12 protein-coding genes are annotated in these 13,737 nt (G+C 71.6%); 9 read left to right on the top strand and 3 right to left on the bottom strand.

Annotated elements, in window-relative coordinates; translation table 11 throughout:
• Positions 1-8 precede the first annotated feature (8 nt).
• The 8 genes from ACFYXK_RS27135 (at position 9) to ACFYXK_RS27100 (ending at position 9,876) form a co-directional block, all read left to right on the top strand.
• Positions 9-770 carry a tyrosine-protein phosphatase gene (locus ACFYXK_RS27135; RefSeq protein WP_389413479.1) on the top strand — a complete coding sequence of 254 codons (762 nt, stop codon included), beginning with the start codon at positions 9-11 and terminating at the stop codon, positions 768-770.
• Positions 771-920: 150 nt separating this feature from the next.
• Positions 921-1,757, top strand: coding sequence for a serine protease (locus ACFYXK_RS27130; RefSeq protein ID WP_389413478.1), 837 nt, complete (start codon positions 921-923; stop codon positions 1,755-1,757).
• Between the two features lie 105 nt (positions 1,758-1,862).
• Positions 1,863-2,453 carry a DUF421 domain-containing protein gene (locus ACFYXK_RS27125; protein ID WP_389413477.1) on the top strand — a complete coding sequence of 197 codons (591 nt, stop codon included), beginning with the start codon at positions 1,863-1,865 and terminating at the stop codon, positions 2,451-2,453.
• A gap of 416 nt (positions 2,454-2,869) precedes the next feature.
• Complete coding sequence (locus ACFYXK_RS27120; protein ID WP_389413476.1) at positions 2,870-5,254, top strand: hypothetical protein; 2,385 nt, start codon at positions 2,870-2,872, stop codon at positions 5,252-5,254.
• Entirely contained in the window at positions 5,251-7,347 is a 2,097-nt protein-coding gene (locus tag ACFYXK_RS27115; RefSeq protein WP_389413475.1) for an SNF2-related protein, read from the top strand. Before ACFYXK_RS27120 ends, ACFYXK_RS27115 begins: the two co-directional genes overlap by 4 nt.
• Complete coding sequence (locus tag ACFYXK_RS27110; RefSeq protein WP_389413474.1) at positions 7,344-8,609, top strand: NAD(P)/FAD-dependent oxidoreductase; 1,266 nt, start codon at positions 7,344-7,346, stop codon at positions 8,607-8,609. Before ACFYXK_RS27115 ends, ACFYXK_RS27110 begins: the two co-directional genes overlap by 4 nt.
• Positions 8,610-8,920: 311 nt before the next feature.
• Positions 8,921-9,418: a hypothetical protein gene (locus ACFYXK_RS27105; protein WP_389413473.1), complete on the top strand. Its 498-nt coding sequence runs from the start codon at positions 8,921-8,923 to the stop codon at positions 9,416-9,418.
• Between the two features lie 248 nt (positions 9,419-9,666).
• On the top strand, positions 9,667-9,876 hold the full coding sequence (locus ACFYXK_RS27100; protein ID WP_389413472.1) for an integrase: 210 nt from the start codon (positions 9,667-9,669) through the stop codon (positions 9,874-9,876).
• A 61-nt stretch (positions 9,877-9,937) separates the two neighbouring features.
• Here ACFYXK_RS27100 and ACFYXK_RS27095 read toward each other — a convergent pair whose 3' ends face one another.
• From ACFYXK_RS27095 to ACFYXK_RS27085, 3 genes are all read right to left on the bottom strand, one after another.
• The gene (locus ACFYXK_RS27095; RefSeq protein WP_389413471.1) at positions 9,938-10,624 is read right to left on the bottom strand and encodes a restriction endonuclease; all 687 of its coding nucleotides are present in this window, start codon (positions 10,622-10,624) and stop codon (positions 9,938-9,940) included.
• On the bottom strand, positions 10,621-10,833 hold the full coding sequence (locus ACFYXK_RS27090) for a hypothetical protein (protein WP_389413470.1): 213 nt from the start codon (positions 10,831-10,833) through the stop codon (positions 10,621-10,623). The genes ACFYXK_RS27095 and ACFYXK_RS27090 overlap by 4 nt, the downstream gene beginning before the upstream one ends.
• Before the next feature lie 401 nt (positions 10,834-11,234).
• Entirely contained in the window at positions 11,235-12,398 is a 1,164-nt protein-coding gene (locus ACFYXK_RS27085; protein ID WP_389413469.1) for a magnesium and cobalt transport protein CorA, read from the bottom strand.
• Between the two features lie 142 nt (positions 12,399-12,540).
• Here ACFYXK_RS27085 and ACFYXK_RS27080 point away from each other — a divergent pair, with 142 nt between their 5' ends.
• Complete coding sequence (locus ACFYXK_RS27080; protein WP_389413468.1) at positions 12,541-13,674, top strand: winged helix DNA-binding domain-containing protein; 1,134 nt, start codon at positions 12,541-12,543, stop codon at positions 13,672-13,674.
• Positions 13,675-13,737 lie beyond the last annotated feature (63 nt).

Below are 13,737 nucleotides of genomic sequence, written 5' to 3'. Positions count from 1 at the left end.
AGCCCCAGTTGACCGACCTGTCCATCGACCCGCCCGCGGACACGCACCGCCGCCACATCGCGTTCGATCGCCTGCACAACTTCCGTGACCTGGGCGGCTACCGCTCCGCCGACGGCCGCACCGTCGCCTGGGGCACGCTCTACCGGTCCGACTCCCTCGGCAAACTGGCGGGTGCCGACTGGGAGCGCTTCCTCGGGCTGGGCATACGGACCGTCATCGACCTGCGCTACCCCTGGGAGATCGAGGCCAAGGGCCGGATCCCGGAGGCCGAGCGGTTCACGTACGCCAACCAGAGCATCGAGCACCGTCCGTACGACCAGGCCGCGATCGACCCCGACGTCGACCCCTGGCGGTACCTGGCCGACCGGTTCGCCGAGGTGACCGAGGACGGCGTCGAGGAGATCCGCGCGGCCATCGAGCTCATCGCCGCCGACCCCGGACCGACGGTCTTCCACTGCACCTCCGGCAAGGACCGCACCGGCCTCATCGCCGCGTTCGTCCTGACCCTCCTCGAGGTGTCCGAGGAGGAGATCCTGGCCGATTTCGCGCTCACCGAGCTGGCCACCGCCCGGCTCACGGCCGACTGGCACGAGGCCAACCCGGGCCGCACCATGCGCTGGCCCGCGTACGGCCGCGCCCCGGCGACGATCCTCTCCCTCGTCCTCGCCGACCTGACCACGCGCTATGGCTCGGCGGCCGGTTATCTCGCCACGCGCGTCGGGATCGCGCCCGCGACGACGGCCCGGCTGCGGGAGCGCCTGCTGCGCTGATCATGGCCGGAACCTGACACCGCAGTGGCATCTGCCAACTGGGCGTACAGGCTTGTCAGTTGAGGCGGACATCCCAACAATGCCCATGACAACCGGAGGATCTTCGGTTGCCTCGTGCATCGTGCTTCGTCATCAGAGGGGAACCCCCACATGAACAAGCCTCTCGCCGGCGCCCTGCTCTCGCTGCTCCTGATAGGAGCGGCGGCAGCTCCGGCCGTCGCCTCCGAATCCCAGGGCCAGTCCGCGGCGGCCGTCACCGTGAACTACGCGGGGACGGTCGCGCTCAGCAACTGCTCCGGCTCCGTCGTCCGCGCACCCGGCTCCCTGCCGACCGACCCCGCGCTCGTCCTCTCCAACGGACACTGCATCGAGACCGGCTTCCCGGGGCCGGGCGAGGTCGTCAGGGACCAGCCGTCCAGCCGCTCGTTCTCGCTGCTCAACGCGTCGGGCTCGCGCGTGGCGACACTGCGGGCCAGCAAGATCGCGTACGCGACGATGACCGACACGGACATCTCGGTCTACCAGCTCACCAAGACGTACGCGCAGATCCAGAGCCAGTACGGCATCAGCGCGCTCACCCTGAACGACGCCCGCCCGGTGCAGGGCGCGGCCATCAAGGTCGTGTCCGGCTACTGGAAGCGGATCTACAGCTGCAACGTGGACGGCTTCGCGTACCGCCTCAAGGAGGGCGAGTGGACCTGGAAGGACTCCGTCCGCTACACCTCGTCCTGCAACACCATCGGCGGCACCTCGGGCTCCCCGGTGATCGACACGACGACGGGCAAGGTCGTCGCGGTCAACAACACGGGCAATGAGGACGGGCAGCGCTGCACGGAGAACAACCCGTGCGAGGTGGACGAGAACGGCAACGTCACCGTCCGCCAGGGCATCAACTACGCCCAGGAGACGTACCTCATCGTCCCCTGCATCGGCGCGGGCAACAAGATCGACCTGAACCGGGCGGGCTGCGCCCTGCCGAAGCCGTAGCGCGGTCGGCCGCCCGCTCGGCGGGGCGGGCGGCCACTCGCCTCACCACGGTCGACGGCGGGTCGATCGCGGCGGTCGCCGCCGCGATGTGCCAGCGTTGACCCGATGCAATCCGCCCACGGTGTCCTCGCACCCTTCCTGCAGAGCGACATCCCGTACCTGGAGAAGGCGCTCCGCACCATCGCGGTCTACGCGCTGATCCTCGTGCTGCTCCGGATCGTCGGCAAGCGCCAGCTGGCGCAGCTCAGCACCTTCGACCTCGTCGTCATGCTGCTGCTGGCCAACGTCGTGCAGAACGCCGTGATCGGCCCGGACGACTCGGTCCTCGGAGCGGCCTTCGGGGCCGCCGTACTGCTCGCGGTGAACACCGTCGTGGTCCGGGCGGCAGCCCGCTACGAACGGCTCGGCCGCCTGCTGGAGGGTTCCTCCACCACCCTGGCCCGCGACGGCCACTGGCTCACCCCGGTGATCCGCCGCTACGGCCTGCGCCGCGCCGACCTCGACGCGGCGGTCCGCCACCAGGGCGGCGACGACGTCACGGAGACCACGGAGGTCACCCTCGAACCGGGCGGCACGCTGGTGGTCCAGCTGGCGGAACCGGAACAGTCGGCGGACAAGGCCGACATCGCCACGCTCAGGGCCGACATCGCCGCGCTGGAACGCAAACTGGACGCCCTGGCGTCCGGCACGCCCTGACGGCCGACTGCGACCCGGCCGGCGCCATGGCCGGAAATCATCGCTCATACATGCCAACTTGCGGGTTTGGCCCACCAGTTGATGTTCCGTCCGCTACCGTCTGCTGCGCAACCACCTCCGACGGGTGGTCGCTCCACATCATCGGGAGTCCATCCGCCCTCGCACGCCGCAGTAGGCGACGCGCCTGGCCGGCTCTGGTGACGGTCTGTGGAGGCGGCGCTTGCGTCGTCATGCAGTTGAGTTCCGCGCTCCTGCAGCGCACCGACGACGCACCCGTCCTCCACCCTGTCCTCCCGTACGCGTAACCGTCTCCTCCACGGCCGTGCACCGGCGCCTTCACGCCGTCGGCCGGGTGACCGCACGCGTGCCCGGGCATCGCGCCGTGACGGGTGTCGACCCTGAGGAGGTTGCCACCCATGGCTGCCCGTAAGAGCACCTTCCGGTTCCTCGAGCCCGGCCACGAGAACCTGATCTCGGACGCCGTCCCGCTCGACAACGTCTTCCCCCTGCTGCCGCCGGTCTTCGAGCCCCTGCGGGGCGAGCCCGAACTCTCCGACGGGGAGCCGCCCACCGAACTCGGCAAGGCCGTCATGGAGTGGTACGCCAAGGCCCACGGCTGCCCGCCCGAGGAGACCCCCGCCGGGTTCGTCCGGGCCGTCGAGGCGGTGTCGGCAGGCACCCGGGAGAACGTCGAGGCCGTGCGCCGGGCGCAGTGGCGGCGCAACCACGCAGGACTGCTCTCGGTGGCCCAGCTCGTGGTCTGCGTCCCGATGGTGCGCCCGGCCACCGTCCAGCCGCGCATGGCGGCCTCCGCCCAGCGGATCATGCGGGGCCACGGGCAGTCGTTGATCCACGAGGTCGGGACCGGCCTGCGCATCGAGGCCCGCTCCGCCGACCACCTGATCAACATCACCAAGGCGCAGAAGCAGGTCCGCGACCCGGCCGCCTACGTGGCCGAAGCCGAGAAGGAGTTCACCGACTCGCTCGCCCTGGAAGGCATCCGCGAGGAGATCCGCGGCTTCGTGTACGACATGTACGTGTCCGACGACGAGCGCGGGTACCTCGTCGAGACGGACGACGGCTGGACGCGGGTCAGCGTCGCCCAGTCCTTCATGGGCCTGCTGATGGGCACGCACGCGGACCTGTCCACGATGCACTGGGAGGACCCGGCCGGCCCCCTGACCGTCCGCCCGCACACCCCGGACAGCATCGAGGCGGCCCACCGGACACTGCGCTTCGAGGAGGCGTCGTTCGCCGTCTGGCCGGCGGGCCGGACCAGGTCCGCGGTGCAGACCTGGCTCGACGGCGCCCCGCTCGAGGCCAAGGCCACGCTGCGCATGATGACGGCCCGGATGGACATCGGCATCGCCGTCCGGCCCTACCGGAAGAACAGCGCTCACGACGTGGTCTACGCCGACATGGCCCGTTTCCACGTCAAGGGGCAGAACCCGACCCTGTGGGGGAAGTCGGACGACGAGGCCTTCAAGGCCCGCACGGTCGTCAACGACCTCGTCCGCCGCGACTACCTCGCCGAGGAGCAGCGGGACGTCTTCTTCGGCGACACGGAAGTGCCCTGGGCGGACGACCCGTCGCGCATCCCCTATCGCAACCGCGTCGTGGCCACCACGCACGTCATGGTCTCCACCGTGGTCGACGATCCTGCCGTCCGCAGCCGGTACGCCGTGGTGCGTGAGACGCTCAAGCGGCTGCGAGTGCCCAACTCGCCCCTGCAGGCGGCGACCACCACCGCCTCACTGGCCGGTCTGGTCGCAGGTCTGGAAGGGGACGGCGAAATGGGCCAGTTCACCGCAGTGACCGCCCGCTCCTTCCGCAAGCCGGAGCTGCGCGACATCGAACACCACGACGGCAACTGGACCGAGCTGATCGACCGGGACCTCGAGGAGATCGCCGAAGGCGCCCGCGGGGAGCTGGCGGCAGCCGTACAGGCCCAGCGGAACCGCCTCGGCTGCCATCAGAGGGCCCTGGCCGTGCTCGCCCTCGTCGCACACGCAGCCAACCCGGCCCTGCGCAACTACTTCCGGAAGGACGGCGGCACGCGCTCCGACGGCACCCCGCGCCTGGTCCCGCATCCGTCCTCGATGACCCTGACCGGCCGTGGTGGCCGTGGCGGGGTGACGAAGGTCGAAGCGGACGTCGTGGTCATGAACGCGGCCCGCTCCGCCGAGGGGATCGACCAGCTCGAGGCGATCGTCCGCGCGGCCATCGTCAAGGACCCCGTCGTTCCGCGCGACCCGGCGACCGGCGCGGAGATGCTGGAGGAGTGGCTGCGGCGGGCCTGGGCCAAGCCGCCCGGCATCGATGGCAGGCTCGGTGCGGGTGCGGGTGCGGGTGCGGGTGCGGGCGCGGACGGTCTCGCGGGATCGACGCTGCCCGCCGCCGAATTCCGGGCCGACGGCAGCGACCACCAGGGCGGTCAGGGTCTCGGCTCCGCCGTCGCGGTCCCGTTGTGGTCGGACGGTCCGGAAGAGGAGGACGAGCGGCGAGACGCTGATCCGCCCGCCGAGACCCGCACGTGGGAGGAACGGATCTACGCCCTGGCCGACGGCATCGACAACTTGGCCGATCAGGCGCGCGGGCTCGCCAGCATCCGCATGGACGTCGCAGGAGCCGGTGACGACGAGGAGGAGAACGACCCCGACGACGAGAACCTGCCCCTCATGATCGACGAGGTGGGCATCGACCCCGACGTGGAGAACGGCACCGACGAATCCCTCGAAACCCTGCGCCGTTTCCTGCGCCAGGGCGTGATGGCCTACCTCCGGCAGCAGGCCCGCCGGTGACCGCCACGGAGGCGGAAGCCGCCCCCGAGGCCGCCCCCGAGGCCGAGGACCGTCGCGTCGCCCGTACGGCGGCGACGGCAGGGGACGGGCGCGTCACGGACACGGCGGCCGGGGCCGAGGACGGCCGTGTCACCGGCACGGTGGCCGTCGACGAGGCCGGCCGGCCCGTGGTCCGGCGGCCCGAGCACGTCACCGACCGCTGGTGGCAGGACGTGGCCGCCCTCCTCGGCCCGACCGTGTACGGCACGCCCGCCACGGCGGTGACCGCGGCCTCGGTCGTCGTCCGCCGCGACCGGGCCCGGGCCCTGCCCCGGCTGCTCGCGCGGCACCCCGCGGCCGCAGCCCGCTGGACCTGGACTCCGGCCGCCGAACGGCTCCGCGCGGGCGGAGCCGCCGCCGCGGACGGACTGGCCGCGCTGCTCGCCGCCGACACGGCCGAACAATCCGCCTGGCCGGCCGACATCGACCTCCCGGCCCTGGGCTTCGTACGGACCCTGCTCCCCTTCCAGCGCACGGCCGCGGCCCGGCTGCTGCGCGCGGGCGGCGGCGCGAACTTCTCCGTGCCGGGATCCGGGAAGACCACCGTGGCGTACGCCGTGTTCACCGCGCTGCGGGCCCGGGGGGCCGCGCACGCCCTGCTCGTCGTCGCACCGCCCTCCGCGTTCGAGGCCTGGGTGGAGGAGGCCCGCGCCTGCTTCGCGCCGGACCGGGCGCCCGCCGTCGCCGTACGGCCCCGGGTCATGGCGCGCACCGACACCGTCGTCGTACTCAACTACGAGCGCCTCGGCGATCCGGCGGTGCGCGCCGCGCTCGCCGGATGGTCCCGCGGGCGGAAGGTCCTCACCGTGTTCGACGAGGCCCACCGCGCCAAGGCCGGCGCCGCCTCCCGGCGCGGCGCGGAAGCCGCGGAACTCGCCCGCCGCGCCGACGCCGTGATGGTCCTGACCGGCACGCCGATGCCCAACCGGCCCCGCGACCTGGAGGCCGTGTTCGACCTGGTGTGGCCGGGGCAGGGACACCGGCTCGTCCACGGCGACCTCGCCCACCTCCGGGACCGGGCCTACGTACGGGCCACCAAGGACGACCTCGAACTCCCGCCCCTGCAGCTGCGGGTGGAACGCATCGCCCTGGACGCCTCCCACCGCGCCCTGTACGACGCCATGACCAGCCGCGTACGGCAGTGGGCGCAGGATGCCATCGGGGCCGCCGGGGCCGAGGGATCCGCCTCGGGGGCGGTGGCGGCCCAGGCGGGGCGCGCCCTGCTGCACCTGATCGCGGCCGCGGCGAACCCGGCCGCGGTCTTCGCCCCGGGGCAGCCGTGGTCGCTGCCGCTGGACGGGCCCGGCCACGCGGACCTGGCCTCGCTGGTGACCGAACCGACCCGGCACATCCGCCCGGCCAAGGTGGTCCGCGCCGCTCAACTCGTGGCCGACCACCGCGCCCGGGGCCGCAAGACCGTCGTCTGGTCGGGCTTCCTCGGCAACATCGAGGCACTGGTCACGGCGCTCGCCCGGCACCGCCCGGCCGTCGTCACGGGTGCCACCCCGCTCGACGCCCGCAAGGCCGAGCTCGACCGCTTCCGCCACGACGAGGACTGCTGGGCACTGGTCGCGACCCGCAGACCCTGGGCGAGGGGGTCTCCCTGCACCTGGCGGCCAGCGACCAGGTGCACCTGGACCGCGGGTACGCCGCCGGCACCTGGCTCCAGGCCCTCGACCGCACGCACCGCCTCGGCCTGCCCCCCGCCGCCCGTCCCACCTGCACGGTGCTGCTGGCCGCCCGTACGGTCGACGAACGGGTCAACGAGGTCCTCAACCGCAAGGTCGCCGCCCTGGCCGCCGCCCTCAGCGACCCCGCCCTGCGCCCGGTGGCGGACCCCTCCCTCACGGACGGCGACACGGACGCCCTCCTGGGCGACACCGACGCCCTGCGCGAACTGCTCCGCCCCTGGTGATCCGGCGGCGCGGCCACGGCCTCAACCGGTCGACGACTCTACAATTGGTCATGTTCCTGACAGCGGCGGCACTGCACCACGACCCACTCTCCACTCCCACGGACGGCACCACACCTCGAAGGGGGCGATCAGCGCATGACCAGGCCTGAGAGCGCGGGACACGACTACGACGTGGTCATCAGCGGGGCCGGCCTCGCCGGCAGCGCCGCGGCGATCCTGCTGGCTCGGCGCGGTGTCCGCGTCGCACTGCTGGAACGCCGCTCGGACCCCGAGGCGTACAAGGTGCTGTGCACCCATTCCCTCACGGCCAACGCCTACCCGGTGCTGGACGAACTCGGGCTCGTTCCCGCACTGGAGGAGGCGGGAGCCGTACGCAACGAGGCACGCTGGTACACCCGTTGGGGATGGATCGAGCCGAAGGCCGCGCCGGCCGGCCCCGAGCTGCCGTACGCGTACAACATCCGGCGCAGCATCCTCGACCCGCTGATCAGGTCCCGTGCGGCGCAGACCCCCGGCGTCGATCTGCTCCTCGGCCATCGCGTGACCGGGCTGGTCCGGGAGGCCGGGCGAACCGTGGGGGTGCGCGCCTCGACCCCGGAGGGCGAGCGTGAGGTCCGGGCCCGCCTGGTGGTCGGCGCCGACGGCAAGGACTCGGCCGTGGCGAAGTACGCCGGGGTGCCCGCCCGGCAGTACGAGAACGCGCGGTTCGGCTATCTCGCGCACTTCCGCAACCTCCCGCTGCCCGGCGGGATCGGCCAGACCTGGTTCCTCGAGCCCGACATGGCGTACGCGTTCCCGAACGACGACGGGGTGACGGTCCTCGCGGTGCTTCCGGACAAGAAGCGGCTGCCGGCCTTCCGGGAAGACCTGGAGGGCAGCTTCCTCGCGTTCGTCCGCGCCCTGCCCGAGGCTCCGCCCATCGACTCCGCCGAGCGCATATCGAAGATCATCGGCGCGGTCGACTACCCGCTCCACAGCCGCAAGCCGACCGCGCCGGGGGTCGCGCTCATCGGCGACGCCGCCCTGACCGGCGATCCCCTGTGGGGGGTGGGATGCGGGTGGGCCCTGCAGTCGGCGCAATGGCTCGCGCAGGCCGTCGCCACGGCCGCCGCCGGCCGGGGCGACCTCGACAGGTCGCTCGCGGCGTACGCACGCCGGCACGGGCGCCGGCTGCGCGCTCACCAGTCGATGGCCGTCGACTTCGCCAGGGCCCGCCCGTTCAATCCCGTGGAACGGCTGGTGTTCTCGGCGGCAGCGCGCGACGAGTCGGTGGCGCGGCACATGCACCTGTTCGCACAGCGCCTGATCGGCCCGCTGCAGTTCCTGAACCCCCTGGCCCTGGCCAAGGCCGCGGCCGTCACCCTCAAGCACCGCGCGCCGACCACGCCCCCCACACCCTGAGGCGCGCCGCCGCACCCTCGGGCGAGCGCCCCCTTGCCCCCTACCGGGCTCGCCTGGGCGCTCTTCGAACTCCCCGGTCGCCGACGCGCCGAGCTCTGACCGATTTCAAGAACGATCCGCTCCACACGGCGGCCGGGGACGACGAAAGCGATCACAAATGCCCGATCGACTGTGTGGGTCGTTCTCAGGTCCATGCCCACCGACAAGACCCGGCACCCGTAGTGCGCACTTGGAGAACTGGAGCAAGGCCCGTGACTCGGATTGACGCCACCTCGTGGAGCCGTTCCCTGCGGGCCCTTTTCGGGGAGGGCATGTTCGCGGCCGTGGGGGCGCGGCGGCGCGATGACTGGCGCCTGGACGCCCTCGACGTCATGCAGCTGCGGACGGACGATCCGCGTGGCTGGTCGAAGGTTGCCGCGGCACCGGGAGGGGGTGACTACGGCACCGGCCCGGACGGCCCGTTCAGTGCTGTCACGCCAGGAGACTTCAGCACGGCCTTCCCTGTGTCCAGGAGGGGCGCCGAACAAATCCTGGTCACTCTCCAGGGCGAGTGGTTCCAGACAGACGACATTCCGGATTTCGATGCGCGAGAGCCCGAGCTGACCTCGCACGCGAGAACGATCCTGGAAAGATTCGGAGGAGACGCGCTGTTTTTTACCAATGCGGCGACGGCGCGAGAGGATCCCCACGCCGCTATGTTCCGTCGCGAGGGTGCCTATGAGGGCTTCACCAGCCACGTAATGGATTGTGGTGTAATCGCTGTCTCCGCCACGGAAGTCGGCATCTTCTGGGGCTTCACCACCGACTGAGGACCTCCCGTGCGTACCCGTTCTGCCGCCTTCCCCCGCGGGCGTTCAAGACTTGCGCCTGGGCCGGACTGGAGCCCGACCGGGAGAAGCAGAGCTTCCCGCTCGTCCTCACGACGACGTACGGCAACGCCATCCGCGCCAACATCTTCACCGACGAGGCCTGGAAGCCGCCCCTCGCAGCAGCCGGAGTCATTCCCGTGCGGGAGAAGGGGTCACGGTGGAAGGCCTCCCGTAAGGACGGCTCCCACGTGCTCCGGCACACCTACGCCTCGGTCCTCCTGGAAGCGGGCGAGTCCATCGTCACGCTCGCCCGGTGGCTCGGTCACTCAAGTCCGACCATCACCCTGGACCACTACGCCCACTTCATGCCCGAGGCCGGCGGCAAGGGCCGCGCGGCCATCGACGCACTGCTCGGAGTGGTCCCTCAGTACGTCCCAGACGACCTTGCCCTTGCCTGAGAACGGGTGGCACAGCTCCTGCTGCGCCACCCGTTCTCGTTGGTGGGTCAGTCTCTGCGTCTCATGCCGCTCGACGCCACGGCAGGCGAGGGCGTCGAGCAGGTAGTCCGAGTAGTTCGTGCAGCGCCTTGCCCCTGTGGGCCCATTGGTCGAGTCGGTTGCGGTCGACCCAGTGGACTCCGTGGCGGTCGCCCCAGGCCATGGCGTCGCGCGTGAAGGAGCCGTTGGTGACGACGACCGCGTGGTCCGCCCTGTGCGCGGGCCCCGCCGTGCCCTTCACCTCGTACATCACCGACGAGCCGACCTTGCCGCCGACGCGGGTGTACTTCGCCTGCACCACTATCCGTCCGAGGGGGACCAGGACGCCGATCACGTCCGCGGCTTGGTCCCCGCCTCGGCCCACCTTCGTGGCCGCCCAGCCGTCGCGGACGAGGAGATCGCGTAGCGCATACTCGAACTGCTGGTCGTCCATGGCGTCCAACTCAGCCAAGGTGATGCGCAGGCGAGCCAGCCTCTCGCTGTCCGCGCGGTTCCGGCGGGAGCGCCGTAGCCCGAGGCAGGCCAAGCCGGTGGCGAGGGCCAGACCGATCAGGACCAGCAGCGGCCAGCTCGCGCCGGCCTTCGGCAGGAGGCGCGATGCGGCCTGTGCCAGGGCGACCGCGAGCGCGAGGGCGACGGCTGCCGCACCCAGGACGTCTGCGGTACTGCGCGGTCGCCACCGGATGCTTCGCCGCCGTCGTGCCGTCACTGCCCGCCCGCCGGCGCGGAGACGGCGGGCTTCGGCGCGGGCTGCTGCTCAGCGGAGCTGTCGCTGAACCCGAAGATCTGCCCCCAGAGCCACACCACCGCACACAGACCGGCGATGGCCCAGACGCTCAGCCCCTTGGCGGACTTCGGACCCGGCCTGCTCCGGAAGTGCGGCCGTACGTACACCTTGCCGTCCGGAACCTTCGGCATGCTGATTCCCTCCCCATCGGCCCGCGCCGTGCGGACCTCCAGTTCGGTTGTAGCGGCGGCCACTGACAGAACCTGATGCACCGTCATCATCGCGCAGGCGGCAAGGGTGCAAGTCGGCCACTTCTGCGGGAGCGGCGGGCCGACTGCGCATGCCGCTGGCCTGCGTCAAGACTCTTCGGCCGTATGTCACCCTACGGAGATGCAGGGCGTACCGAATGGCCAGTTCCCGCGGAGCGCGGTCGGCGACGACTGCGCCGGGCGCCGCCCCCTGGTGAGGTGGCGGCGCTGCGTGTTGGTCGATGCCTTGTCGCACATACTCCCCAGATTCTCCCCACGGGGCCGATGGGGGAGTGATCCATGGTTCGCTTGCGCTAAGTTGATCAAGCTCGTGCGGTGGTTCGCTACAGCCAGTCGCGCTTCTTGAAGATGACGTACAGGCTCGTACAAACCACTGCCATCAGCAGGATTGCGAAGGGGTAGCCCGCCGCCCAGTGGAGTTCCGGCATCGTCTCGAAGTTCATGCCGTAGATCGTGCCGACCAGGGTGGGGGCGAAGAGGATGGCCGCCCACGAGGAGATCTTCTTGATCTCCTCGTTCTGTTCGAAGCCGGCTTCGGCGAGGGCGCGCATTTCGGCGTTCTGTTGTTGGGAGACCAGGGTGGCGTTGACCGTCAGGATGTCCGTCAGGGCCTGGCGGAAGCCGTCCACGCGTTCGCTGGTGTGGGTGACGTGGTCGGCCACGTCGCGGAGGTAGCGCTGGAGTTCCTCGTCCGTGCCGTACTTCGCGAAGCCGGCCATCAGGCCGTGGAGCATGCCGACCAGGGGGCGGGTGGCGCGCTGGAACTCGACCATTTCGCGGGAGAGTTCGTAGATGCGGCGGGAGACCTCCGGGTCGCCGCGGAAGACCTCCGTCTCGATCTCGTCCATGTCGTTCTGGACGCCCGCGACGACCGGCGCGTAGCCGTCGACCACCGCGTCCAGGATCGCGTACAAGGCGGCCTCGGGGCCGAGGGAGAGGAGCTCCGGGGTCTCCTCCATGCGGCGGCGGACCGCGGAGAGGTCCGGGGCGGCGCCGTGGCGGACCGTGATCAGGAAGTCCGGGCCGACGAAGACGTGCAGCTCGCCGAACTCGACCTCCTCCGGGGCGTCGAGGTAGCGCGCCGCGCGCAGGACGACGAAGAGGGTGTCGCCGTAGCGCTCCAGCTTGGGGCGCTGGTGGGCCTCGAGGGCGTCCTCGACGGCGAGTTCGTGGAGGTTGAACTCGGCGGCCAGGGAGTGGAGCTCGGGCTCGGTGGGGCGGTGCAGGCCGATCCAGGCCATGCCGTCGGGTTCGTCGCGCAGCCGGCGGAACGTCTCCGCGAGGGTCGCGGGGGAGGCGATGCGCCGGCCGTCGCGGTAGACGGCGGAGTCGATCACGCTGCGGTGGTTCGGGGGAGGGCCCGGCGCCGGCTCGGGCTTCGGGCCGGCCGGCGGGGATGCGGGTGGCGAGGCGGGCGGGGGCGCGGGGCGGCGCCATCCCGGGCGCTTCCCGGACGGCGGGGGGCGGTGGTCTGGGCGCTCCGGCATCGCAGGTCAGCTCCCGGTCGAACGTTCGTGTTGAATCCGTCTGGCACGCGTGCATCTCGGGCGGTGAGCAGGTTGCCCAGGATATGAGGGCCGCCCCACTTGAGGACAGCAGCTGTCCGCAAGCGGGGGTAGCTTGCTGTCCATGGCCACCCGGACTGCGCATCCCGTACTCGATACCCGTTCACTGAACCGTGCCACGCTCGCCCGCCAGCTGCTCCTGAGCCGCGCCGCAATCCCCGCGCAGGACGCCGTGGCGCACCTGCTCGGACTCCAGGCGCAGAACGTGAAGCCGCCCTACTTCCAGCTGCACGCCCGGCTCGCCGGATTCCGGCCCGCCGAGCTCGCGGAGCTGATGGAGTCCCGGCAGGTCGTCCGGATGGTCACCATGCGGTCCACCATCCACACCCACACCGCGCACGACGCGCTGACCCTGCGGCCGCTGGTCCAGGGTGCCCGGGACCGGGAGGTCAACCACTTCCGCAAGGGCCTCGTCGGAGTGGATCTGGAACGGCTCGGCGAGCTCGCACGGGCGTTCGTCGAGGCCGAGCCCCGCACCATGGGCGAGATCCGGGAGGAGCTGCTCACCCAGTGGCCGGACGCCGATCCGCAGTCCCTGTCGGTCGCCGCGCGGTGCCGGCTCCCGCTCGTCCAGGTCACGCCGCGGGGGGTGTGGGGACGCAGCGGGCAGGTACGGCTCACCACCGTCGAGCGGTGGCTCGACGCACCTGGCGCGCCCGCCGTACCTGCCGCACCCGCCGCGCCGGCACCGCAGAGCGTGGACGACGTCGTACTGCGCTACCTCGGCGCCTTCGGGCCCGCCTCCGTCAAGGACATGCAGGTCTGGGCCGGGCTGACCCGGCTGCGGGAGGCCTTCGAGCGGCTGCGCCCGCAGCTGGCGGTCTTCCGCGACGAGAACGGCGTCGAGCTGTTCGACCTGCCCGACGCGCCCCGGCCGGATGCCGGCACTCCGGCACCGCCGCGCTTCCTCCCGGAGTTCGACAACCTGCTGCTCTCCCACGCCGACCGCACCCGCGTGGTCGCCCCCGAGATCAAGGGCCGCACCTGGGTGGGGAACCAGTCCTACTGCACCCTCCTCGTCGACGGTTTCGTCGCCGGGCTGTGGCGGCTGGAGGAGGGGACGCTGACCGTCGAGCTGCTCGGGAAGGTGTCGAAGAAGGACAAGGCGGAGGTCGTCGCCGAGGGGGAGCGGTTGATCGCCGACATGGCGGACCAGGGCGGCCGCTGCTCCGTGCGCTTCGGGTCAATCAGCGGCTGACGCCGCTCTGGTGGGGCGTACGGCCTGCACGGCACGATGCCTCCCATGACGCACAACATCCCC

Origin of the sequence: Streptomyces sp. NPDC002209 (assembly GCF_042890265.1) — a bacterium.
Lineage (GTDB): Bacteria > Actinomycetota > Actinomycetes > Streptomycetales > Streptomycetaceae > Streptomyces.
This window is presented reverse-complemented; position numbering and strand designations above follow the sequence as displayed.

Coding starts and splice junctions, on each gene's coding strand:
- ACFYXK_RS27130 (WP_389413478.1), top strand. CDS start 921: ATGAACAAGCCTCTCGCCGGCGCCCTGCTCTCGCTGCTCCTGATAGGA.
- ACFYXK_RS27125 (WP_389413477.1), top strand. CDS start 1,863: ATGCAATCCGCCCACGGTGTCCTCGCACCCTTCCTGCAGAGCGACATC.
- ACFYXK_RS27120 (WP_389413476.1), top strand. CDS start 2,870: ATGGCTGCCCGTAAGAGCACCTTCCGGTTCCTCGAGCCCGGCCACGAG.
- ACFYXK_RS27110 (WP_389413474.1), top strand. CDS start 7,344: ATGACCAGGCCTGAGAGCGCGGGACACGACTACGACGTGGTCATCAGC.
- ACFYXK_RS27105 (WP_389413473.1), top strand. CDS start 8,921: ATGTTCGCGGCCGTGGGGGCGCGGCGGCGCGATGACTGGCGCCTGGAC.
- ACFYXK_RS27090 (WP_389413470.1), bottom strand. CDS start 10,833: ATGCCGAAGGTTCCGGACGGCAAGGTGTACGTACGGCCGCACTTCCGG.
- ACFYXK_RS27085 (WP_389413469.1), bottom strand. CDS start 12,398: ATGCCGGAGCGCCCAGACCACCGCCCCCCGCCGTCCGGGAAGCGCCCG.
- ACFYXK_RS27080 (WP_389413468.1), top strand. CDS start 12,541: ATGGCCACCCGGACTGCGCATCCCGTACTCGATACCCGTTCACTGAAC.